Source organism: Arthrobacter oryzae (assembly GCF_037911235.1).
Lineage (GTDB): Bacteria > Actinomycetota > Actinomycetes > Actinomycetales > Micrococcaceae > Arthrobacter > Arthrobacter oryzae_E.
Map to the genome: position 1 here is coordinate 21,826 of NZ_JBBLYW010000044.1, position 20,784 is coordinate 42,609.

Annotated in this window: 24 protein-coding genes and 1 tRNA gene; 18 read left to right on the forward strand and 7 right to left on the reverse strand. The window is 65.1% G+C overall.

Annotated elements, in window-relative coordinates:
* Positions 1 to 11: 11 nt before the first annotated feature.
* The 6 genes from WMN78_RS13175 (at position 12) to WMN78_RS13200 (ending at position 3,461) form a co-directional block, all read left to right on the forward strand.
* Positions 12 to 143: a hypothetical protein gene (locus WMN78_RS13175; protein WP_340534165.1), complete on the forward strand. Its 132-nt coding sequence runs from the start codon at positions 12 to 14 to the stop codon at positions 141 to 143.
* Between the two features lie 171 nt (positions 144 to 314).
* Entirely contained in the window at positions 315 to 497 is a 183-nt protein-coding gene (locus WMN78_RS13180; RefSeq protein WP_340534166.1) for a hypothetical protein, read from the forward strand.
* Between the two features lie 147 nt (positions 498 to 644).
* Positions 645 to 1,244: a TetR/AcrR family transcriptional regulator gene (locus tag WMN78_RS13185; RefSeq protein WP_340534167.1), complete on the forward strand. Its 600-nt coding sequence runs from the start codon at positions 645 to 647 to the stop codon at positions 1,242 to 1,244.
* A gap of 47 nt (positions 1,245 to 1,291) precedes the next feature.
* Positions 1,292 to 2,074 carry a maleylpyruvate isomerase family mycothiol-dependent enzyme gene (locus tag WMN78_RS13190; RefSeq protein ID WP_340534168.1) on the forward strand — a complete coding sequence of 261 codons (783 nt, stop codon included), beginning with the start codon at positions 1,292 to 1,294 and terminating at the stop codon, positions 2,072 to 2,074.
* Between the two features lie 234 nt (positions 2,075 to 2,308).
* Positions 2,309 to 2,770: a hypothetical protein gene (locus tag WMN78_RS13195; RefSeq protein ID WP_340534169.1), complete on the forward strand. Its 462-nt coding sequence runs from the start codon at positions 2,309 to 2,311 to the stop codon at positions 2,768 to 2,770.
* A gap of 166 nt (positions 2,771 to 2,936) precedes the next feature.
* Entirely contained in the window at positions 2,937 to 3,461 is a 525-nt protein-coding gene (locus tag WMN78_RS13200) for a hypothetical protein (protein ID WP_340534170.1), read from the forward strand.
* Between the two features lie 462 nt (positions 3,462 to 3,923).
* On the opposite strand, the gene WMN78_RS13205 is transcribed toward WMN78_RS13200, so the two are convergent.
* Positions 3,924 to 3,996 (reverse strand) — tRNA-Thr (locus WMN78_RS13205).
* A gap of 237 nt (positions 3,997 to 4,233) precedes the next feature.
* Between WMN78_RS13205 and WMN78_RS13210 the strand changes: the two genes are divergently transcribed.
* A complete protein-coding gene (locus WMN78_RS13210) occupies positions 4,234 to 5,010 on the forward strand; it encodes an HAD family hydrolase (RefSeq protein WP_340534171.1) in 777 nt (258 codons plus the stop codon).
* A 31-nt stretch (positions 5,011 to 5,041) separates the two neighbouring features.
* On the opposite strand, the gene WMN78_RS13215 is transcribed toward WMN78_RS13210, so the two are convergent.
* The 3 genes from WMN78_RS13215 to tmk all read right to left on the reverse strand — a co-directional run bounded on the left by WMN78_RS13215 (position 5,042) and on the right by tmk (position 8,506).
* Positions 5,042 to 6,616, reverse strand: a complete 1,575-nt coding sequence (locus WMN78_RS13215; protein WP_340534172.1) for an alpha/beta hydrolase — start codon at positions 6,614 to 6,616, stop codon at positions 5,042 to 5,044.
* Positions 6,617 to 6,686: 70 nt separating this feature from the next.
* Complete coding sequence (locus WMN78_RS13220; RefSeq protein ID WP_340534173.1) at positions 6,687 to 7,829, reverse strand: DNA polymerase III subunit delta'; 1,143 nt, start codon at positions 7,827 to 7,829, stop codon at positions 6,687 to 6,689.
* Positions 7,826 to 8,506: a dTMP kinase gene (gene tmk / locus WMN78_RS13225; protein ID WP_340534174.1), complete on the reverse strand. Its 681-nt coding sequence runs from the start codon at positions 8,504 to 8,506 to the stop codon at positions 7,826 to 7,828. Before tmk ends, WMN78_RS13220 begins: the two co-directional genes overlap by 4 nt.
* A gap of 89 nt (positions 8,507 to 8,595) precedes the next feature.
* Here tmk and WMN78_RS13230 point away from each other — a divergent pair, with 89 nt between their 5' ends.
* On the forward strand, positions 8,596 to 9,780 hold the full coding sequence (locus WMN78_RS13230) for an aminotransferase class I/II-fold pyridoxal phosphate-dependent enzyme (RefSeq protein WP_340534175.1): 1,185 nt from the start codon (positions 8,596 to 8,598) through the stop codon (positions 9,778 to 9,780).
* Between the two features lie 9 nt (positions 9,781 to 9,789).
* Positions 9,790 to 10,146: a DUF2516 family protein gene (locus WMN78_RS13235; protein WP_305939783.1), complete on the forward strand. Its 357-nt coding sequence runs from the start codon at positions 9,790 to 9,792 to the stop codon at positions 10,144 to 10,146.
* A 28-nt stretch (positions 10,147 to 10,174) separates the two neighbouring features.
* Here WMN78_RS13235 and WMN78_RS13240 read toward each other — a convergent pair whose 3' ends face one another.
* Positions 10,175 to 11,035, reverse strand: coding sequence for a class I SAM-dependent methyltransferase (locus tag WMN78_RS13240; protein WP_340534176.1), 861 nt, complete (start codon positions 11,033 to 11,035; stop codon positions 10,175 to 10,177).
* A gap of 111 nt (positions 11,036 to 11,146) precedes the next feature.
* Here WMN78_RS13240 and WMN78_RS13245 point away from each other — a divergent pair, with 111 nt between their 5' ends.
* Positions 11,147 to 11,893, forward strand: coding sequence for a phosphoglyceromutase (locus tag WMN78_RS13245; protein WP_340534177.1), 747 nt, complete (start codon positions 11,147 to 11,149; stop codon positions 11,891 to 11,893).
* A gap of 149 nt (positions 11,894 to 12,042) precedes the next feature.
* On the opposite strand, the gene phoU is transcribed toward WMN78_RS13245, so the two are convergent.
* Positions 12,043 to 12,705 carry a phosphate signaling complex protein PhoU gene (gene phoU / locus WMN78_RS13250; protein ID WP_340534178.1) on the reverse strand — a complete coding sequence of 221 codons (663 nt, stop codon included), beginning with the start codon at positions 12,703 to 12,705 and terminating at the stop codon, positions 12,043 to 12,045.
* A gap of 204 nt (positions 12,706 to 12,909) precedes the next feature.
* Between phoU and WMN78_RS13255 the strand changes: the two genes are divergently transcribed.
* A complete protein-coding gene (locus WMN78_RS13255; protein ID WP_340534185.1) occupies positions 12,910 to 14,130 on the forward strand; it encodes a sensor histidine kinase in 1,221 nt (406 codons plus the stop codon).
* On the forward strand, positions 14,127 to 14,807 hold the full coding sequence (locus WMN78_RS13260; protein ID WP_043478332.1) for a response regulator transcription factor: 681 nt from the start codon (positions 14,127 to 14,129) through the stop codon (positions 14,805 to 14,807). The genes WMN78_RS13255 and WMN78_RS13260 overlap by 4 nt, the downstream gene beginning before the upstream one ends.
* A gap of 100 nt (positions 14,808 to 14,907) precedes the next feature.
* On the opposite strand, the gene WMN78_RS13265 is transcribed toward WMN78_RS13260, so the two are convergent.
* Positions 14,908 to 15,444 carry a hypothetical protein gene (locus tag WMN78_RS13265; RefSeq protein WP_340534186.1) on the reverse strand — a complete coding sequence of 179 codons (537 nt, stop codon included), beginning with the start codon at positions 15,442 to 15,444 and terminating at the stop codon, positions 14,908 to 14,910.
* Positions 15,445 to 15,794: 350 nt separating this feature from the next.
* On the opposite strand from WMN78_RS13265, the gene WMN78_RS13270 reads away from it, so the two are divergent.
* From WMN78_RS13270 to rlmB, 6 genes are all read left to right on the forward strand, one after another.
* Positions 15,795 to 16,277, forward strand: a complete 483-nt coding sequence (locus tag WMN78_RS13270; protein WP_011690592.1) for a CarD family transcriptional regulator — start codon at positions 15,795 to 15,797, stop codon at positions 16,275 to 16,277.
* Positions 16,278 to 16,389: 112 nt separating this feature from the next.
* Entirely contained in the window at positions 16,390 to 17,211 is an 822-nt protein-coding gene (gene ispD, locus WMN78_RS13275; protein WP_340534179.1) for a 2-C-methyl-D-erythritol 4-phosphate cytidylyltransferase, read from the forward strand.
* 1 nt (position 17,212) lies between these two features.
* Positions 17,213 to 17,710, forward strand: coding sequence for a 2-C-methyl-D-erythritol 2,4-cyclodiphosphate synthase (gene ispF, locus WMN78_RS13280; protein ID WP_340534180.1), 498 nt, complete (start codon positions 17,213 to 17,215; stop codon positions 17,708 to 17,710).
* 68 nt (positions 17,711 to 17,778) lie between these two features.
* Complete coding sequence (locus tag WMN78_RS13285; protein ID WP_340534181.1) at positions 17,779 to 18,105, forward strand: hypothetical protein; 327 nt, start codon at positions 17,779 to 17,781, stop codon at positions 18,103 to 18,105.
* A 57-nt stretch (positions 18,106 to 18,162) separates the two neighbouring features.
* Positions 18,163 to 19,626 carry a cysteine--tRNA ligase gene (gene cysS / locus WMN78_RS13290; protein WP_340534182.1) on the forward strand — a complete coding sequence of 488 codons (1,464 nt, stop codon included), beginning with the start codon at positions 18,163 to 18,165 and terminating at the stop codon, positions 19,624 to 19,626.
* 102 nt (positions 19,627 to 19,728) lie between these two features.
* Positions 19,729 to 20,715, forward strand: a complete 987-nt coding sequence (gene rlmB, locus WMN78_RS13295) for a 23S rRNA (guanosine(2251)-2'-O)-methyltransferase RlmB (protein ID WP_340534183.1) — start codon at positions 19,729 to 19,731, stop codon at positions 20,713 to 20,715.
* The last annotated feature ends 69 nt before the right edge of the window (positions 20,716 to 20,784 follow it).

Below are 20,784 nucleotides of genomic sequence, written 5' to 3' on the forward strand. Positions count from 1 at the left end.
GAAGGTGCGCTGTGGGGAGCAGGAAGAGAACGAGCAGGAGCCGCAAAGTATGGCTCGTGGTGCTGGCGGGCACGGTCGTCTTTGTTACTGCCTTCTTCCTCTGGGCGTCGTGGAAGAGCGACCAGATCGTCGCTGAGCTCTAGTCGATTGCCGACCGCCTACAACCCGGGCCTGGATGGGGGAACCTAAGAACCCAGCCTCCGGCGGGCGGGGCTTTTTGCGTTCCTCTTGATGGGCCTTGCTCCCAGTATGCATACCGCTGGGACACTCACTGGAAGTACAGGGAGGGTGACCTGGAGCGGTACGTTCAGCAGGTGGGTTTGATCCCACGGGAGTTTGACGCGTGCGTGCGGAACCCCCGCTTCAACGCGGGCGGACTGAGCTGCCGGGCTGTTGGGGTCATTGATGGCTGGAACGTACGCACCACGATCACTGACTACGGCCAGGCCGACGACACCAACATTGTGCAGATTGTGGTCAACAAGTACGGCTACTGAAGGACTCCGCTAGCTTCTTGCCCACCGCGGCCGACGAGCTGGTAGGGAGACGGAGTTCATAGTTTTCCAATAGGCTCTAGGAAAACTATTGACAATTGGAATCTTGCGCTTACCCTTTTAAGTACTAGAAATTCCAGGAGGGGTCCTGTGGAAGCCAAGGTCAAACCGCAGGATCCCAGGCCGGGACGGCACGCGGCCCGGCGAGACGAAATCATCGAGGCGGCATGGGCCGAGGCCGAAAACCGCGGCCTGTCCGCCATATCGCTGACAGAAGTTGCCCGCCGTGTGGGGCTTCGTCAGCCTTCCCTCTATTCCTATTTCGCTTCCAAGAACGCTCTTATCGACGCGATGTTCGCTCAGGCGGCCAGCAGCCTGCTTCACCAGATAGAACAGGCGGACTATCCGGCCTCGCCGCGGGATGGCGCCAGGCTGGTTGCCCGTACGGTACTGCAGTTCGGTGTCTCCAACCCGACGCAAAGCCAGCTCATCTTCCAACGCACCATCCCCGGTTATGAACCCTCCGCCGATGCGTACGCACCCGCGCTGCAGATGCAGCACCGGTACGTGCGAAAACTCGCCGACGCCGGCGTGACAGCACCCGCGGATGTGGACATTTTTACCGCCCTCGTCGCCGGACTGGCCAGCCAACAGCTCGCCAACGACCCGGGCGGCGACCGGTGGGTCTCACAACTGGACACCGTGCTGGATATGTTTTTCGACCATCTGGACCGACGGAGCCGGACCTAACGGACCCGGACCTAAGGGGCCGGACCTACGAGAAGGCAGGGATCATCATGCCTGCAGAAGACCATCCGACCGACGTCGCGACGGTCCACCGGATTGTCCATAACGAAGCCATGCAGCTCGCGGCTGATGAAAACCGGCGGTTCCTTGCGCTCCTTACGCAGTTAGGTTCAGCTGACTGGCAGAAGGCGACAGACTGCCCGCGCTGGACGGTGCGCGATGTCGCCGTCCACGTCACTGCCTCCGCGGAGGCCCAGGCTTCGCCCGTGGAGTTCCTGCGCCAGCTGTGGCAAGGGCGCAGACTCATTTCCGAGAGTGGTGGCCACCACTGGGTTGATGGACTCAATGAAGCCCAGCTCCGAGAGAGGGGCCAACTGACGCCGGATGACATCCCAGCCCGCTGGGAGCGGGCGTCCGCCGCTGCTCTCAAGGCCCGCCAACGGATGCCCGTCCTTGTCCGCAAGCTGCCGGTGCTGCCTTTGGGCAGCGTGGGTGGAGTCGACCTCGGTTGGCAGCCGCTGGGCTACCTGTTCGGCATTGGGTTTACCCGCGACGTGTGGATGCACCGCATTGACGTGTGCCGGGCCGCTGGCATGCCGATGGAGCCGACCCGAGACCACGATGGCCGGATCGTAGCGGACATCATCGCCGAATGGGCCACCCTGCACAGCGAGCCGTTCGCCCTAAGACTGACCGGACCGGCCGGCGGTACGTTCACCAGAAAAGGTGGGTCAGACGGCGGGTGGCTCGAAATCGACGCCCTCGAATGTTGCCGCATCCTGTCCGGACGGGGACAAGCCCACGGAGTCCTTCGCCACCCTCTGCCACTCTGAGGCGTCAGAGACGGGCATTCAGGCTCCCCTCCGTTCCATATCCGGACGGCGAGAGGAATTACCCAGGCCATAAGGGTTTCTTGAGGCCGATTGGAAGGCACTCAGGCCCGGTGCGCTGTGGGCCCAGGCCACAAGGACGGAACCTTTCATGTTCGTCACAGGCCACGGACTCATGATCCCTGCATGAGTACTAGCGATCACCGACCCATTCCCGATGGAAAGCTGATAGAGAAAATGAAACCGACAGAAGCCCGCCAGAAATTGTCCGACCGAATTGGAGTGCAGGAGGCCGCAATCGGCGCCTATCTACGCCGGGAACGGCCGCGCCGGAACCGGCTCGTGAACTTCACCGTCTGGGGCAGCGTCCTGGCAGCTATCCTGACAGCCGGTCCTGCCTTCGGCGGGACTAAGTTCACCTCAGCCCTGCAGAAAGTGTTCTCCCTGCAGGAGTCGTCAACGGTATGGCAACTTCTCTGTCTGGCCGCGGTCCTCTTGTCGGGCGCTGCAGCCTTGGCCGCCAACCTTGCCAGCTCCCACTCAGTCGCCACCAAAGTAACATCCGCCGAAACGTGCCTCGCCCAACTCCGGGCCCTGCAGGTGGCATTGCAACTTGGATACCTCAACCCGGAGGACGCACTCAAGCTTTTCCAGCAGTACGTCGCCCAGGTCTCATTCGTTGACCCGGCAGCTCCCTGACTGCCGCAAGGCATCACACGACCATCTGGCATCTCATTAGCGCCGCATCTCAAACCCTGGTTCGTCAGGGCAATGTCCCGAAACACCGCGGGCACTTCGCGCGTCGTGCTGAGTCCCGCCGGTACCCACCGTGCGCAGTGCGCACCAGCAAACGGAGGAATCCAAAGTGCAAAAAATCCCGCTTCTACTGGTCCTACCCTTGTCGGCACTCGTCGCCGCCACAACGTTCACCGGCCCGGCCTACGCCGCGGCGCCGGACCAGGTCCTCGGAAAGGGAACCTTCCGAGCACAAGGGCCCGGATCGTTCAGCGACACCACCATCAGAGTCGCTGCAAGCGACGCCTCGCCCGGGATCGGGCTGGACGCCGCAGGGACTCTGTCGGTCACGGATGCGCCAAGCAACAACCCGCCCGCCAGCTTAGAGGCCGAGGCATTCTGCGTGAACGCTGACGGCAGCCGCGGCGTTGTTGTAGGCACGGTCACACAAGGCCCCGAGGGTACCGTCGGCAGAACCATTTTGGTGCGCGTGACGGACGGCGGGCAGGGAAATCCCAGTGTGCCGGATACAGCTGTCTTCGGCTTATCTACCCTAGGGCCCGCGGACGCGCTCACCAATGGCTTCTGTGCCACGAACTTCGTTGAGAACATCCCGGTCACTTCCGGCAACTTCATAGTCCACGACCAGTCGTAGTCTCCGATAACCCGGTACCGGGTGAAGACAACTTCCTTGTCCCGCAGGTCATAAACCCGTTCGCTTGCCATGCAGTGATCAAACGGCAGAGGCTCGGCGAGGTGCAGGTGACTCCGCCACGCGGGGCAGATATTACGCCACCGCGGCCGGGAACCGCAGGGGGCCGGAAGCCGCAGGTGGCGGTCACTCGCAGGTATTTCTCGACGTGGTCGGCGTCGTAGTCTTCGTCGCCGCTCATCATCACGATCGCTCGGAATTGAACTCGTCCCACAGTGGTCTGCTCCGACGGCGGAACGTCTACTGGGGCAGGGCTACGATCGCGTCCCGCCGATCGCACAAAATTTACGGACGCAGTTCAAAGTGTTGCCATGAGTGTGCCCTGGCCTCAGATCGAGGTCCTAACGAAACCAGTAAAAAACCCCGCATCATCGCCGAACCAGCGACAACACGGGGTTCTTCCCGAGCTTCCTATCAGAATCGAACTGATGACCTTTTCATTACGAGTGAAACGCTCTACCGACTGAGCTAAGGAAGCACCGCACAAAAACTCCCGGAAGAACCGGGCGGATCATGCAAGAGACAACTGTAATAGAGTCCCTTGCCCGGGTCAAAATGAGCGGTTCGGCGGCCCCGAAGATTGCCGTGGCGGACGTTGTCTGGATGTTCACCCTGCGGTCGATGCGGGTTCAGCGGGGTGTCCCGGAGGGCTTGCACTGTGGAACGACCAAACGCGGCCGCGTCGGCGGCTGCGTGCCAGCGAAGGGGCTTTTCCATGACTCCGGACACCGCGGACACGTCCGCACAAGCAGCCGCATCTGCTCGCGAAGCCGTACCCGCACTGCACCGCACGCTGCCGCCGGACGCCCCCCACGACGTCGAGCTTGCCGTGCTGGCCATGGTGGGAACTACAGTGTTCGACGGCGGCCTCCTCGAGCGCGCCATGACCCTCACCCTGGCGGACCAGGGGGTCGAGGAAGGCTCGGAACAGTTCGAGCGGATGCTTCGCTACGCCAGGGACACTGCAGGCATGTCGAAGCTCGGTGTCTTCAGCCACCTGTTTGAGGACCAGCACCGTGCCGCCGCAGCCAACACCTACTTCGAACGCAGCTGCGATGAGCTGATAGCGGACGGCGTCATCCAGGCAGTTCCCGGTGCAGAGGACGCCATTGGCTGGCTCCGCGAGGCCGGGATCATGGTCTGCCTGGCCACCGGCTTCGGACGCCACACCCAGAACATGGTTTTGGAGAGCCTTGGCTGGATGGGGCTGGCGGACCTCAGCCTCTGCCCGGCCGACGCAGGGCGGGGCCGGCCGTACCCGGACATGATCCTGACGGCGGTCCTTGCCCTGGACGTGGACGACGTCCGGAAGGTGGCTGTGCTGGGGGACAGCTGTGCGGACATCCAGTCAGGACTCCGGGCCGGCGCCACCACGGTGGCAGGCGTCCTCACCGGGGCACACGGGGAGCACGCGCTGCGCGCGGCGGGGGCCACCGCCGTCGTGCAGTCCATCCGCGATCTGCCGGTGCTGCTGGAGCCCCGGTCCGTCTAGCCTGTTACGCCGAGCCCGGCCGCCGGCCGGCCTAGCACTTCGTGTTATCCGCCGGTGCCTCGCCGGTCAGGAGGTAGCCGTCCACCGCATCGGTGACGCAGCTGTTCGCGCGGCCGTAGGCGGTGTGGCCCTCGCCCTCCCACGTCACCAGGGAGGCGTTGCCCAGCTGCTTGCGCAGGGCGCCGGCCCATTCCACCGGGGTCGCCGGATCGCCGGTGGTGCCCACCACTACAATCGGGGCCGAGCCCGGGTACTCCACGGGTGCCGGTGTGCGCGTGCTCTTGTGCGGCCAGTCCTGGCAGTTGGTGCCGCCGTAGGCGAAGAAGTAGCCCAGGGTGGGGGAGTCCTGCCGCAGCTTCTGCTCTTCGGCCCGCATAGCAGCCGGATCGCTAACCATGGGGTAGTCCAGGCAGTTGATGGCGTTGAAGGCAAAGGCACTGTTGGACGTGTATTTGCCGCTCGGATCCCGGTCGGCGCCGAAGTCCGCCAGCCGCAACATCGGCGAGGGGTCACCCTTGAGGGCCGCGTCCAGCGCCTGGGTCAGCAGCGGCCAGTTGTCGTCGTTGTAAAGGGGCAGGATGAGGCCGCTGACGAACGCTGAGCCGGTGACCATCCTGCCGTCCTGGGCGCGCTGGGGATTGGCGTCGACGGCCGCCACGATGTCGCGGATCTGCTGGACGCCGTTGTCCACGGTTCCGCTCAGGGGGCAGCCGTCGTCCCCGAGGCACTTCTCTACGTAGGCGCGGATGGCCTTCTCAAAGGCGCGGGCCTGGCCGCTGGTGAGCTCCTCGTTGCTGAGGGAAGGGTCCAGCGCACCGTCCAGCACCATGCGGCCCACGTTGTCCGGGAACAGCGAGGCGTAGGTGGATCCGAGGAAAGTGCCGTAGGAGTAGCCCAGGTAGTTCAGTTTGGCGTCGTTGACCACGGCGCGCAGGATGTCCAGATCCTTGGCCGCGCTGACAGTGTCCACATGCGCCAGCACCGGGCCCGTCTTCTCGGCGCACTTGGCCGCTGTTGCCTTGTTGTCGGCCACGGCGGCGGCCAGGCCTGCGTCCGAGCTGAGGTCATAGTTCTTTGCCCGGGACTCGTCGCGTTCCTGGTCGGTGAGGCAGGTGACCGGGGAGGACCGCTTCACCCCGCGGGGATCGAAGCCCACCGGGTCGTACTTGGCGCGGACCTCACTGGAAATGTTCGTCGCCCCCGCGTCCTTGACGAAGTCGTACCCGGACCCGCCCGGGCCGCCGGGGTTGACCAGCAGGCTGCCGGTTTTTTGGCCTTCTGCAGGCATCTTGAGGGCCGCGATCTCGATGCTGTCGCCGTCGGGCTTGCTGTAGTCCAGGGGCACCTTGATCTTGGCGCACTGGAAACTGTCCTCGCAGGACGTCCAGGACACCTCCTGCGAGTAGAAGTTCCGGAGCTCTTCGGGAGCCGCCTGAGCGATCGAAGGATCGGCCTTGCCAGTGCTGCTGCCGTTCGATCCGCCGTTGGACGAGCCGAACAGGGTGCAGCCCGTCAGCGCCAGCAGCACGGCCAGGGAGCCGGCAGCTGCCTTGACCGCCGTCGATCCGGACCGTGACCGTGAGGGCAGGCGTCGGGCAGGCTTCATGCAGGGCTCCTTGGGGGAAGTGGCGTGGGCTCGGGGAAACATCAGCGGAAAGGGTCGGATCGGGACGGCATCAGATCAGGCTTGCGGCCATGGATTCGATGGCCAGCAACGGCGCAACGTTTGTGGTGGTGATTCTCTGACGCGCCTTGTTGATCGCATCCATCCGTGCAAGCGTTGCCTCTGCGCTGGAACGCCCGGCAAACTCCGTCAGCTCGCTCCTAAGTTCAACGTTCACCAATTCTACGGCGTTCCCCATTTGGATGATCAGCACGTCGCGGTAAAAGGAGAGCAGGTCCGTGAGCGTCCGGTCAAGGGAATCGGTGATGGAGCGTTTGGCGCGCCGCTTCTGGTCGTCCTCAAGCTGCTTGATCTGGCTCCTCATGGCAGGCGGCAGGGTGCCGCTTTCCGGCGCGCCGAGCGTGGCCAGGAGCGCTGCTTTTTCCTCGGCGTCGCGCACTTCATTGGAGCTGTTGGCTTCCTCGGTGGCGATCTTCACCAGCTTTTCGGCCATCAGGACCGCTGCGGTGATGCCCCGCAATCCCAGCGGGAACCGGACGGTTTCCATCCGGCGTTCGCGGGCGTCCTCGTCACGGGCCAGCCGGCGGGCAATGCCCACGTGGCTCTGTGCCGCGCGGGCAGCGCGTTCGGCCAGGGCGGGGTCGACGCCGTCGCGCCTTACCAGCAGGGCCGCGACGTCGGCAGCAGGCGGGAGCCGCAGCGCCACCGGGCGGCAGCGGGACCGGATGGTGACCAGGACGTCCGCCGGTGACGGCGCGCACAGCATCCACACGGTGCGGGGAGTGGGCTCTTCAATGGCCTTAAGGAGGACGTTCGTGGTGCGTTCCGCCATGCGGTCGGCGTCTTCCACCACGATGATCCGCCACCGTCCGGACGAGGGGCGGTTTCCCGCCGTCGCCACAAGGTCACGGGCTTCGTCGATGGTGATGGTGACCTTTTCGGTGCGGACGAAAACCACGTCTGAATGCGTTTCCCCCAGAATGGTGCGGCAGGCCGCGCATTCGCCGCAGCCGCGCCTGGTGACGTCCTCCTGGTCGCAGTTGAGGGCGGCGGCAAAGGCCTTCGCGGCGTTGGACCGGCCTGACCCGGGCGGGCCGGTAAAAAGCCAGGCATGGGTCAGGCCCTCGCCCTGCGCGGCCTGGCGGAGCTGGGCGACGACGGCGGGCTGGCCCTGCAGGTCATCCCAGACGGTCACGGGGCCACGCCTTCCCTGGAAACCTGCGGGGAAACCGGCCGCGACAGGATCAGCGCGTCCACCCGCGCCAGGATGAGCCCGGCCAGCTCGGCGACGGGCTGACGCGCGGGCAGCACCAGATAGTGGTCCGGGCGGTCGGCGGCGAGGTCCAGAAACGCAGTGCGGATCCTGGCGTGGAATTCGTCCGCCTCGGATTCCATCCGGTCCTCGGCGGCGTCGCCGGCAGTGCGGCGGAGACGGCCGACCGCGGGTTCGACGTCGAGCAGCACTGTAAGGTCCGGCTGCAGGCCGGACGTGGCCCACTCGTTGAGTTGGCGCACGGCAGCGGTGCCGAGCCCCCGCCCGGCGCCCTGGTAGGCCACCGAGGAGTCAATGTAGCGGTCCGTCAGCACGATGTCGCCGCGTTCCAGTGCCGGCAGGATGACCTGGTCAGCGTGGGCCGCACGGGAGGCGGCAAAGATCAGGGCTTCGGTGCGGGCGTCGATGTGGCCGTGGCCGTGGTCCAGCACCAGGGACCGCAGCTTTTCGCCGATCGGGGTGCCGCCCGGCTCCCGGGTGCGCAGCACCGTGAAGCCGCGCGATTCAAGGGCCCCGGCCAGCGCCGCGGCCTGCGTGGACTTGCCTGCGCCGTCGCCGCCCTCGAAGGCGATGAACAGTCCGGGGTTCTGGGTAGTCACAAGACCAGCCTACCGACAATCACTGACACCGCAGGTGCCCGGCCGTAACGCCTTTCCGGCGCTGCGGGCCTCCCACGTACTCTTTGACCATGAGTCTTTCCGAACAGCAGGCCGCCGCGCTGTCGGCCGAAACGGTGGTTGTCGCCGCCGGCCGCCCGCCCCGTAAACGCGATGCGCCGGTCAACCAGCCCATCGTCCTGTCCTCCACTTACTTCGGCACTGGGCCGCTCGCCGACGGCGACCGCGGCTATGGACGCTACTCCAATCCCACCTGGGATCCGTTCGAAGAAGCGCTGGGTCAGTTGGAGGGCGCGTCCCTGCCGGGCCTGCTCTACGCGTCCGGCCTGGCCGCCGTCAGTTCGGCGCTGTCCCTCATCCCGGCCGGGGGAGTGCTGGTTATGCCCTCGCACAGCTATGCCGGTTCCCTGGTGATGGCCACGGAACTCGCGGAGAAGGGGCTGTTCGAGCTCCGCACCGTGGACATTGCGGACACGGATGCCGTGAAAGCACTGCTGGCGCCGGCCGAGGGCAAGGCCGCCAGCATGCTCTGGCTGGAAAGCCCCACCAACCCGATGCTCGGGATCGCGGACATCCGGGCCCTGACTGCTGCCGCACACGAGGCCGGCGCGGTCGTTGTCACTGACAACACCTTTTCCACGCCCCTGGTCCAGCAGCCGCTGAGCCTGGGGTCCGACGTCGTCCTGCACTCGGTCACCAAATACCTGGCCGGACATTCCGACGTCGTCCTTGGCGCCCTGGTGACCTCGGACGCCGGGATCCGCGCAACCCTGCTGCACCACCGCATCATCCACGGCGGCATCGCGGGGCCGTTCGAGGCGTGGCTTGCACTGCGCGGGCTGCGGACTCTGGCCCTGCGCATCGAACGCTCCCAGGCGTCGGCCGCCGTCCTCGCCGCTCGGTTGAGCAATCACCCCAGGATCGACAGCATCCGGTTCCCGGGATTGCCAACGGATCCCGGGCACGAGCGCGCCAAGTCACAGATGAAGAGCTTCGGTTCGGTTCTGTGCATCCAGATCGCCCCGGCCGGCGGACTCAGCGGTGCGGATGCGGCGGACAAACTGGTCCGCGCCCTGCAGCTGTGGCTTCCCGCCACCTCTTTGGGCGGCGTTGAGTCCCTGATTGAACGACGACGACGCCACGCGGCCGAGCCGGTCAGCGTACCGGACAACCTGGTCCGCCTGAGCGTCGGGATCGAAAACATCGAGGACCTTTGGGCCGATTTGGAGCAGGCCCTGGACGCTCTGGACGGCTAGGCTGGGGACGTGGACGGAAAACAGTTGATTATGTTCGTCGAGAACTGGGTGTACTTCATCCTGGCGCTCGTCGCCCTTGGCATCGAGGTGTGGGCTTTCTTCGATTGCCTGCGCCACAAGGCGAATGCCTTCGAGGCCGTGTCCAAGCGGACCAAGACCTTCTGGCTGGCCCTGACCGGCGGTGCCCTGGCCATCGGCGCCCTGTCCGTCTTCGGCGGGGGCGGCGGCGGCCTTCTCGGCCCGCTCGGCCTGTTCGGACTTGCCGCTGTGACCGCCGCTTCCGTGTACCTCGCCGACGTGCGGCCCGCAGTGAAGGACGCCGGCCGCGGCGGCAGCCGCAACATGGGTCCTTACGGGCCCTGGTAGCCGGGTTGCCCGGGCAGGCGGCCGGCCGCTAAGCGGACGGCGCCACAGCGTCCCAGCTCACCGTTAACTCTCCCAACCGCCAGCGGGAAGGTCCGTCGTGGACGGGCCAGCCGCCGTCGAGCATTGACCGGCACATGGCCGTCCACCGTTGCCGGTTCCCGAAGGCAGCCAGCGGTGCGGCGTCCAGCCAGGCCCTGTCCAGTGCCTGCAGGAAGCCGTGGATTCTCTCGCCGGACACGTTTCGGTGGATGAGGGCCTTCGGTAGCCGCTCGGCAATGTCCGAGGGCAGCACAAAACCGCCGAAGCGCATGGAGATGCTCAGGCTCAGCGGTCCGGAGGCGTCGAGCGCCACCCACGTCACGCGCCGTCCGATCTCGTCGCAGGTGCCGTCGATGAACAGTCCGTCCGGGCCGAGCCGGCCCCGGACCAGCGCCCAGATGCCCTCAACGTCCGCTTCCTCGTACTGCCGCAGGACGTTGAACGCACGGACCATCACCGGCTGCCCGGGCACGGGAATCTCAAATCCGCCCACATGGAAGCTCAGCCCGGCCCGTTCCAGTGCTTTGGCCGCCCGGACCCGCTCCGGCTCAATTTCTATCCCGGCCACCCGGACGTCCGCGCGCACCGCGGACAAGCGCTCGAACAGTTCGACGGCGGTGGCCGGCGAGGCGCCGTAGCCGAGGTCGACGACCAGCGGGTCGGATGCCCGGCGCAGCCGCCAGGCCTGCGTCCCCGTGAGCCACCGGTCCAGGCGCCGCATCCTGTTGGGGTTTGTGGTGCCGCGGGTGACGTTGCCTACCGGCTTGCCGGTCCTGCCTGCGCCGCCGGTTCCGCCGCCGGCCCCCTTTCCGGTCCGGGCAGGGGCGACCCGTTCAGCTTTCTGCACCACCGGACAAGCTTAACCGTCCCGCCGCCGCGCTTAGCCCGGATTTCTGGTTCCGCCCGTGCACCCGATGTAACGCTCGGCAGTGCCGCCACCTGCTCGGCTAGGATGAAAACCATGACTTACAAGCTGATTCTGCTGCGCCACGGCCACAGCGAATGGAACGCCAAGAACCTGTTCACCGGCTGGGTGGATGTTGACCTCAACGACCAGGGCCGCGAGGAAGCAGCCCGCGGCGGCGAGCTCCTGGTTGAGAACAATGTTCTCCCGGACGTCCTCTACACCTCCCTCCTGAAGCGTGCCATCAACACGGCCAACATTTCCCTGGACAAGGCGGACCGCGGCTGGATCCCCGTCAAGCGCGACTGGCGCCTGAACGAACGCCACTACGGCGCCCTGCAGGGTAAGGACAAAGCGCAGACGCTGGCCGAATACGGTGAAGAGCAGTTCATGGAATGGCGCCGTTCATACGACACCCCGCCGCCGCCCCTGGACGACAACAGCGAGTTCTCCCAGGCGCATGACCCCCGCTACGCGGACCTGGGCGACGCCCTGCCGCGCACCGAGTGCCTGAAGGACGTCCTCATCCGCCTGATGCCCTACTGGGAATCGGACATCAAGGAAGACCTCAAGGCCGGTAAGACCGTCCTGGTCACGGCCCACGGCAACTCCCTGCGCGCGCTCGTCAAGCACCTTGACGGCATCAGCGACGAAGCCATCGCCGGCCTGAACATCCCCACCGGCATCCCGCTGGTCTACGACCTCGACGATGACTTCAAGCCGCTGAACCCGGGCGGCACCTACCTCGACCCCGAGGCCGCCGCCGAATCCATCAAGGCAGTCGCCAACCAGGGCAAGAAGTAAGGCTACGTCGCAGGTATAAAACGACGGCGGGCCGGTCACCTCAGGTGACCGGCCCGCCGTCGTATTCTCCACCGCCGGAGTTTTTGTCCAGATAACGCGGCCAAAACGCCCTCAAAAGGCCGTTATCTGGACAAAAACTCCGCAGGAAATCAGCTGATTTCGGTGCTGTGCGGGTGCCACGCGCCGGTGACCAGGTACGTGACCTTCTGGGCGACTGACACGCCGTGGTCAGCGAACCGCTCAAAGTAGCGGCTTGCCAGGGCGACGTCCACGGTTGTGGCCGGGGATTCGTTCCAGTCGCTGCGGGCGATTGCCTTGAAGACGCTCAGGTGAAGGTCGTTGACAGTGGCATTCGCCTTGAGGATGTCGCGGGCTACTTCCAGGTTGCGGGTTTCCAGAAGCTCGGTGAGCTTGTCGGCGATCAGCTGGTCCTGCTCGGCGAAGCTCTTGAAGGTGTCTGCGAGCTGCGGCGGAATCACGTTGGCCGGGTACCGGAGCCGCGCAAGCTGGGCGATATGCCGGGCAAGGTCTCCCATGCGCTCCAGCGAGGCACTCATCCGCAGTGAACCAACGATCATCCGGAGGTCACTGGCCACGGGACCCTGAAGGGCCAGAATGTCGATGGCCCTCTCGTCCAGGCTGTTCTGCAGGAAATCGATTCTGGCGTCAGCGGCGATGACGTCCTGGGCGAGGTCGACGTCGGCCCCCTCGAAGGCAGTCGTTGCCTTGGAAATGGCCTCACTGACCAGCTTTGAAATCTCGACGAGCTGCTCGCCCACCTGTGTGAGCTCCTCCTGAAAAACCTTACGCACTCCGCGTCCTTTCCTTGGAAACCCACCTCCCACGCGATAGGAGGCAGATTTCGTGTCACCGCTCTGCAGTCCAACTAATTACTCTGTCAGCGGCCGGTGAACTGTTACGCACCTATAGGTGAACGTTAGCTGAACCCGTAGGTGAAACGCATCAGATTCGACTTCGACGCCCGAAGCAGAGCATAAGCTGGAGCGGTGGATCCTATGCTCATCGGTGTCATCGCAGGCCTAATCGGCCTGTCATTCGGCATCTTTGGCGTGCTCGCGTTCAGGGTCAGCGAGCAACAGCGCAAGCTGGTGGACGTTGAGTTCGACGAACCGGCGCTGCCTGCCGGCGCCGCGGAGGTGCTTGCCGTCGTCGGCCGTGCCTTCGTAGTGGTGGACGCGATCGACGGCGTCGTGAGGGCGAGTCCCGCGGCGTACGCCTTCGGCCTGGTCCGCGGGCACACGGTAGTCCACGAACAGCTCCTCGACATGACGGCCAGGGTGCGGCGCGACGGCGTCATCCTCGAAAAGCAATTCGAACTGCCACGCGGTCCGCTCGGGCAGGGGACCATCATCGTCCAGGTCCGGGCAGCCATGCTCGGCGAGGAATACATCCTCCTGCTCGCGGACGACCGGACCGAACTCACCCGCACCGAGGAGATCCGGAACGACTTCGTGGCCAACGTCTCCCACGAACTCAAAACTCCGGTGGGCGCCATCTCCCTGCTGGCAGAGGCCTTGGAATCATCGGCGGACGACGAAGTGGCCGTCCGCCGCTTCGCCAAGCGCATGCAGAAGGAATCGACGCGGCTTGCCGCTCTGGTCCAGGACATCATTGAGCTCTCCCGGCTGCAGGGTGCCAACGTGGCCCAGCAGGGACACCCCGTGGACATCAACGCCGTGGTCACTGAAGCCGTTGACCGTTCGCAGCTGCCCGCGGAAAGCAAAAACATCTCCATCGTGGTCGGCGGCCGGGTGGACGCCATGGTCTACGGCGACCAGGACCTGCTCGTGACGGCACTGCGAAACCTGATAGACAATGCCATCCGCTACTCGCCGGAGAACACCCGGGTGGGTATCGGCGTGCGCGCCAAGGAAGGCCTGATCTCCATCTCGGTCACGGACCAGGGCGACGGCATGTCCCCTGAGGACCAGGAACGGGTCTTTGAACGGTTCTACCGCGCGGATGCCGCCAGGTCGCGGCAGACCGGCGGAACCGGACTGGGCCTGAGCATCGTGAAACACGTGATCTCCAACCACGGCGGGGAAGTGACGCTGTGGTCACAGCCCGGCCAAGGATCAACGTTCACCATCAGGCTTCCTGAGATGGAGGGCCAGGACGACGGCGACGCCCCCGCGGCGCCGGCAGCGTCCGCCCGCAGCACCTCACCCCACAGTAACGACGCCACCGGCGTCCATGAACAAGGAGCCAGCGCTTGAGCAGGATTCTCATAGTCGAGGATGAGGAGTCGTTCAGCGACCCTCTGTCCTACCTTCTGGGCAAGGAAGGATTCGAGGTGGAAGTCGTGGACAACGGCTTGGACGCCATCACGGAGTTCGACCGGAACGGCGCCGACCTGGTGCTCCTGGACCTCCAGCTTCCCGGCCAGTCAGGCACTGAGGTGTGCCGGCAGCTGCGCCAGCGCTCCACCGTGCCTGTGATCATGCTGACTGCCAAGGACGCCGAGATCGACAAGGTCGTGGGACTGGAGCTCGGGGCTGACGATTACGTCACCAAGCCGTATTCGTCCCGAGAACTCGTTGCCCGGGTCAGGGCCGTCCTCCGCCGGCAGGGCGAGCCGGAAGAGCTCATCACCAACACGGTCCAGGCCGGCCCGGTGAGGATGGACGTCGAACGCCATGTGGTGAGCGTCGACGGCGAACAGGTGTCACTGCCGCTGAAGGAATTCGAACTGCTGGAGATGCTGCTGCGCAATTCCGGCCGGGTGTTGACCCGCGGCCAGCTGATCGACCGGGTGTGGGGGTCGGACTACGTGGGCGACACCAAGACCCTCGACGTCCACGTCAAAAGGCTGCGCAGCAAGATCGAACCGGACCCGTCGGCGCCGAGGTACCTCGTGACGGTCCGCGGCCTCGGCTACAAGTTCGAGCCCTAGGCACACTCGCCGGACGGGCGCACTCGCCGGACGGGGCTTACCCGGACATGCAGAAAGGAGGGCCCCCGCGCTGCGGGAGCCCTCCTTTCTGCTGTGCGTGCTAGTGGCCTTCGCCGCTCGTCGGGGTCGGCGTCGCGGTCTCGGTGACGGTGGGCTCGCTGCCTGCCGGCAGGTACTCCTTGTACTCGGGCAACGTGGCGTCCAGGACGGGAACCTTGACCTTGGCGGTCTGGTTGGTGCCGTCCTCGGAGATGGTCACGTCGGACAGGGAGCCCGGGATGGCTCCTGTGCTGCTGAGGATCGCCGGATCCGTCGATTCGTTAAGCAGCGTGTAGGAATTCTGCTTCACAGACACTTGCGTCTGCGAGCCGGCCGCCCCGCTGATGGTCAGCTTGACGTCGCTGGACGAGGAGTTGTAGACGGCGCCGATGACGCGGCCCGGCTTGTCCTCGCCGGCGGAGACGATCATGAAGTTGCGGATCTGGAGCGGGCCAAGATCTTCCCGGGTCCCGTCCGAGGCAGAGTACTGCTCTGTGGTCTGCTGGGCGTTGATGTAGCCGCAGCCAGTCACCGACAGCAGGCCGATGGCAAGTGCTGCCGTTGCCATTGCCAGCTTGCCGCGCTGGCCCCGGTTCATCGCAGTGAAACGCACGTCACGCACTCCTTGAGAGTCTTGAAACATTATTCAGCCATAGCCTATCCTCAAACGGTCTCAAACAAGGATTCGGGGCCTACACATTAGCGTCCGGAAACTTGCCCTCCCGCAGCACTGCGTGCCCGTCCGCGCTGCCCGGAACCAGGCCGGCCAGTTGCATCCCAACGCCCTTGGCATAGCCCCCGCCATGCACTAATATCCGCATCCGTCAAGGGGTTGGAGGGGTGGATTGGCCCCATTTTCCTTGTATTTACTGGGTTCGAGGCCCCGATCCGTGCCAGTTGTATGCCTGAATCGTGATAAACTGGTCTGCGGGAAAGGGGAAAGTCCACATGGTTTTTGAGGTCGGCGAGACAGTAGTTTACCCTCACCACGGTGCAGCAAAAATTGAAGAAATCAAGATGCGCACCATCAAGGGCGAAGAGAAAATGTATCTCAAGCTCAAGGTGGCCCAGGGTGATCTGACCATTGAAGTTCCAGCAGAGAACGTTGACCTTGTTGGTGTTCGTGACGTAGTGGGCAAAGAAGGTTTGGAGCATGTCTTTGACGTGCTGCGGGCCGAGTTCACTGAAGAGCCTACCAACTGGTCGCGTCGTTACAAGGCAAATCTGGAGAAGCTTGCTTCCGGGGACGTCATCAAGGTGGCAGAGGTCGTTCGCGATCTGTGGCGTCGGGATCACGACCGCGGCCTTTCCGCAGGTGAGAAGCGTATGCTGGCCAAGGCCCGCCAGATTCTGATTTCAGAACTGGCGCTGGCTGAAAAGACGGATGAAGAGAAGGCTGCAAGCGTTCTCGACGAAGTCTTGGCTTCCTAAGAATTGAACCCCGGTGGCTCACCAGCCGCCGGGGTTTCTTTTTGCCCTTTTCTGGACAAAATCCGGAATTTTGCCCGGCACCGGAAGGGCCCGGCCACGTAGTGTTGTGCCCATGACTGCAACAGAAATTTCCGCCGGAGCCGCGCCGGATGCCGGGGACCACGCCACCCGCCCTGTCGTCGCCGTCGTACTGGTCGCGGCCGGATCAGGGCAGCGGCTCGGTTATGGCATGCCCAAGGCAAGGGTCCCCCTCGGCGGAGAACCCATCCTGATGCATGCCCTGCGCGGGATAGTCGCCTCCGGCGTAGCGCAGCAGGTTTGCGTCGCGTTGCCGCCGAATGACGGCGCACTCCGGCGGATGTGCGATGACTTCACCAGCGAACTCGCCGACGGCGGGCCGCTCCTGACGATCGTCGACGGCGGGGCTACGCGTACGGAATCGGTCCGTGCAGCCTTGGCTGCCTTGGAAGAGGGCACTCAGGCGGTGCTGGTCCATGACGCTGCCCGCGCCCTGACACCGGAGTCTGTCTTCCATCGCGTGGTTGACTCCCTGGCGGCTGGCGCGTTGGCTGTCATTCCGGTAATACCCGTTGTAGACACCGTCAAGACCGTTGAAGCAACGAGTGACGAAGACGCCCGTATCGCGCCGGAGGTTGTGGTGGGCACGGCTCCGCGGGAGAAGCTCCGGGCCGTGCAGACCCCGCAGGGATTCGACCTTGAGACACTCATGAAGGCGCACCGGGAGGCGGCAGGATTCGACGAAGCCCAGGCCGCCGCGATAACCGATGACGCCATGCTCGTGGAACGGCTCGGTGTTCCCGTCCATGCCGTCCGCGGAGCCAGCCAGTCACTGAAGATCACCACACCCCTGGACCTCATCATTGCCGAGGGCCTGCTGGAAGGCCCGTTGGGCGCCCGCTGGGTGGAAGGCTGACATGGCCGCCGTTCCCATCATCCCCAGGACCGGAATCGGGATTGACGTCCACGCTTTTGCCACCCCGGACAATCCGCGCGCCCTGTGGCTCGGAGGGCTGCTATGGGAGGGCGAGCAGGGCCTGGCGGGCCACTCCGACGGCGACCCCGTAGCCCATGCAGCGGCGGATGCACTGTTCTCGGCCGCCGGGATCGGCGACCTGGGCACGCATTTCGGAACGGACCGGCCGGAATTCGCGGGTGCCTCCGGAGTCACCCTCCTCGCCGAGGCAGCCCGCATCGTGCGTGCTGAGGGCTTCGAAATCGGCAACATCGCGGTGCAGTTCGTGGGCAACAGGCCAAAATTCGGTCCGCGCCGGGAGGAGTCCCAAGCTGTCCTTAGCGCAGCGGCGGGCGCCCCCGTCAGCGTCAGCGCCACCACCAGCGACCGACTCGGTTTCACCGGCCGGGGGGAAGGTATTTCCGCTCTCGCCACCGCACTGGTGTACCGGGCGGGCTGAAGCAGGGCATGCCTTTCGCCTAGGCTTAAGGGAGCCATTCCTCTGCCCAACACTCCAGGAGACCCCTCGTGAAGAAGCCGTTTGCCGCCGTCGTACTGGTTGCCGGGATGCTGCTGAGCGGCTGCGGCACTCCGAAGATGAGCGTCGAGGAAAGCTGCAAGTTCCTCAACGGCGATACCTTCGTGCCCACCGGAAATGAGCAGCAGCAGGCTGACCAGATTGCCAAGCATTACCAGGAAGTGGCGGACAAGGTGGCCCCGGAGGTTGCCGAGCCCATCCAAAAAATGGCGGACATCATGAAGAAGGTCGCCGCTACGTCGCTGGGCACCAAAAGCGCGGACCAGACAGCCCAGCTGAGCGAGCAGAACAACAAGATCGGCGAAGTCTGCAAGTAAAAAGGTGCAAATGGGCTGGTGGGTCCTGCCGCAGGGGCCATCGGCTAATCTGGAGCGGTGACCCTGCGCTTTTACGACACAGCATCCGCCGAAGTCCGCGACTTCGTTCCTCTGATACCGGGCAAGGTGAGCCTGTACTACTGCGGCGCAACGGTGCAGGGCCTGCCGCACGTGGGGCACATCCGGTCCGCCATCGCCTTTGACCAGCTCACCCGCTGGCTGGAGTACCGCGGGTTCCGCGTGACCGTCGTCAGGAATGTCACGGACATCGACGACAAAATTCTTGCCAAGTCCGCCCTTTCCTTTGAACCGGACTTCGAGGAAGGCCCGGACGAGATCCGCGAGGAAGAGTGGTGGGCGCTGGCCTACCGCTACGAACAGGCGTTTCTCAAGGCTTACGACACGCTCGGCGTTTCCCGCCCCACCTACGAGCCGCGGGCAACCGGCCACATTCCGGAAATGCACGCCCTGATCCAGCGCCTGATCGACCGCGGCCACGCCTACCCCGCCCTCAATGACTCCGGCGACGTCTACTTCGACGTCCGCTCGTGGGACCGCTACGGCTCGCTCACCCGCCAGAAGATCGATGACATGCAGGGAGCTCCCGACGCCGACCCCCGGGGAAAGAAGGATCCGAGGGACTTTGCGCTGTGGAAGGGCCACAAGGAAGGGGAGCCGACGACGGCCAGCTGGGTTTCGCCCTGGGGTGCCGGCCGTCCGGGCTGGCACCTGGAATGCTCGGCCATGGTCACCAGATACCTCGGCACCGAATTCGACATCCATGGCGGCGGCCTGGACCTCCGGTTCCCCCACCATGAAAACGAGATGGCCCAGTCCCAGGCGGCAGGGCACCCCTTCGCCAACTTCTGGATGCACAACGGCATGGTGACGTACCAGGGCGAAAAGATGTCCAAGTCCATCGGCAACACCGTCAGCCCGGCGGACATGCTGGAGCTCGCTTCGCCGCGGGTGGTGCGTTACTACCTTGGCCAGGCGCAGTACCGCTCCGTGCTGGACTACCAGCCCACGTCGCTGCAGGAGGCGGCCGCCGCGATGGAACGGATTGAGGGTTTCGTCGCCCGGGCAGTGCGGACGTTGTCAGAGGACGTTTCCGGCGCCGGCCTGCTGTTCGGTAGCCACGGCACAGTGCCGGACGCCTTCGCCGCGGCCATGGACGATGACCTTAACGTTCCGCAGGCCCTGGCTGCCCTCCACGACACGGTGCGGGCCGGCAACACTGCCCTCACTGCGGGCGACAACACGGCAGCCCGGGCAGCGTTGCACTCCGTCACGGACATGCTGCGCGTCCTGGGCCTGAACGATGTCGCGGCCCCTGCCCGGGACGACCAGGCGGACACAGCCCTGGGCGTGCTCATCGACGCCCAGCTTGGAGCGCGGGCGCAGGCGCGGGCCACCAAGGACTGGGCGGCATCGGACGCCATCCGGGACACGCTGGCGGCGGCGGGAGTCCTCGTCGAGGACGGTCCGGACGGTGCCACCTGGAGCCTCAAGCGCGGCTGAGCTGAGGGAGTCCAGCCGGCAGGCACGCGCGCTGCGCCGGCGATTTAACCTGAGTCAGTAGACTGGAGGTCAGACTTACTCAACAAAGCAAGGGTGAAACTCATGGCCAACAACGGTCGCCGCTCGGTCAAAGCGAAGAAGGGCCCCACCATCGGGACGGGTGGCCACGGCCGAAAGGCCCTCGAAGGTAAGGGGCCCACTCCCAAAGCGGAAGACCGCCCGTACCACAAGGCCCACAAGAACAAGCAGCTCGCCGAGCGGTCCGCCGCCAAGCGCCCGGGGGCAGCCCGCGGCGCGGGTGCCCGTTCAGGCCCGAAGGGCCGTGCCACGGAGGAAGTCGTCACAGGGCGCAACTCCGTGGTCGAAGCGCTGCGCGCCGGAATCCCCGCGAAGGCCCTCCACGTTGCCATCCGCATCGAAATGGATGACCGCGTCAAGGAGTCCCTCAAACTTGCGGCCGAACGCGGCATTCCGCTGCTGGAAACGGGCAAGCCCGAGCTGGACCGGATGACGGACGATGCAATCCACCAGGGCCTTGTGCTGCAGATTCCGCCCTACGAATACCAGGACGCCTACGAGCTCGCCGAGGAAACGGTAGAAAGCTGGAAGAAGGGCCACGTTGCCAACGCCCCGCTCTTTGTCGCCCTGGACGGCATCACGGACCCGCGCAACCTCGGTGCGATCATCCGCTCCGTGTCAGCCTTCAGCGGCCATGGCGTCATCGTGCCGGAGCGCCGCTCGGTCGGCGTCACCGCCTCCGCTTGGAAGACCAGCGCCGGTGCGGCAGTCCGGGTCCCGGTGGCACGCGCCGCTAACCTGAACAACACGCTCAAGGCGTTCAAGAACATGGGCATCTACGTGCTGGGACTGGACGGCGACGGCGACGTTTCGCTGCCGGATCTCAGCCTGGCCAAGGAACCGGTGTGCATCGTGGTGGGATCCGAGGGCAAGGGCCTCAGCCGCCTGGTCCGCGAAAACTGCGACCAGATCATCTCCATCCCGATCGACTCCGCCATGGAATCGCTCAACGCCTCCATGGCCGTCGGCATCTCGCTGTACGAAGTTTCCAGGCAGCGCGCCACGAAGTAACCCGGAAACGCTCTCTCAGTTCCTGCAGCTTAAACAGCGACGCTCTCTCACCCGTGAACTGCTCCCCGA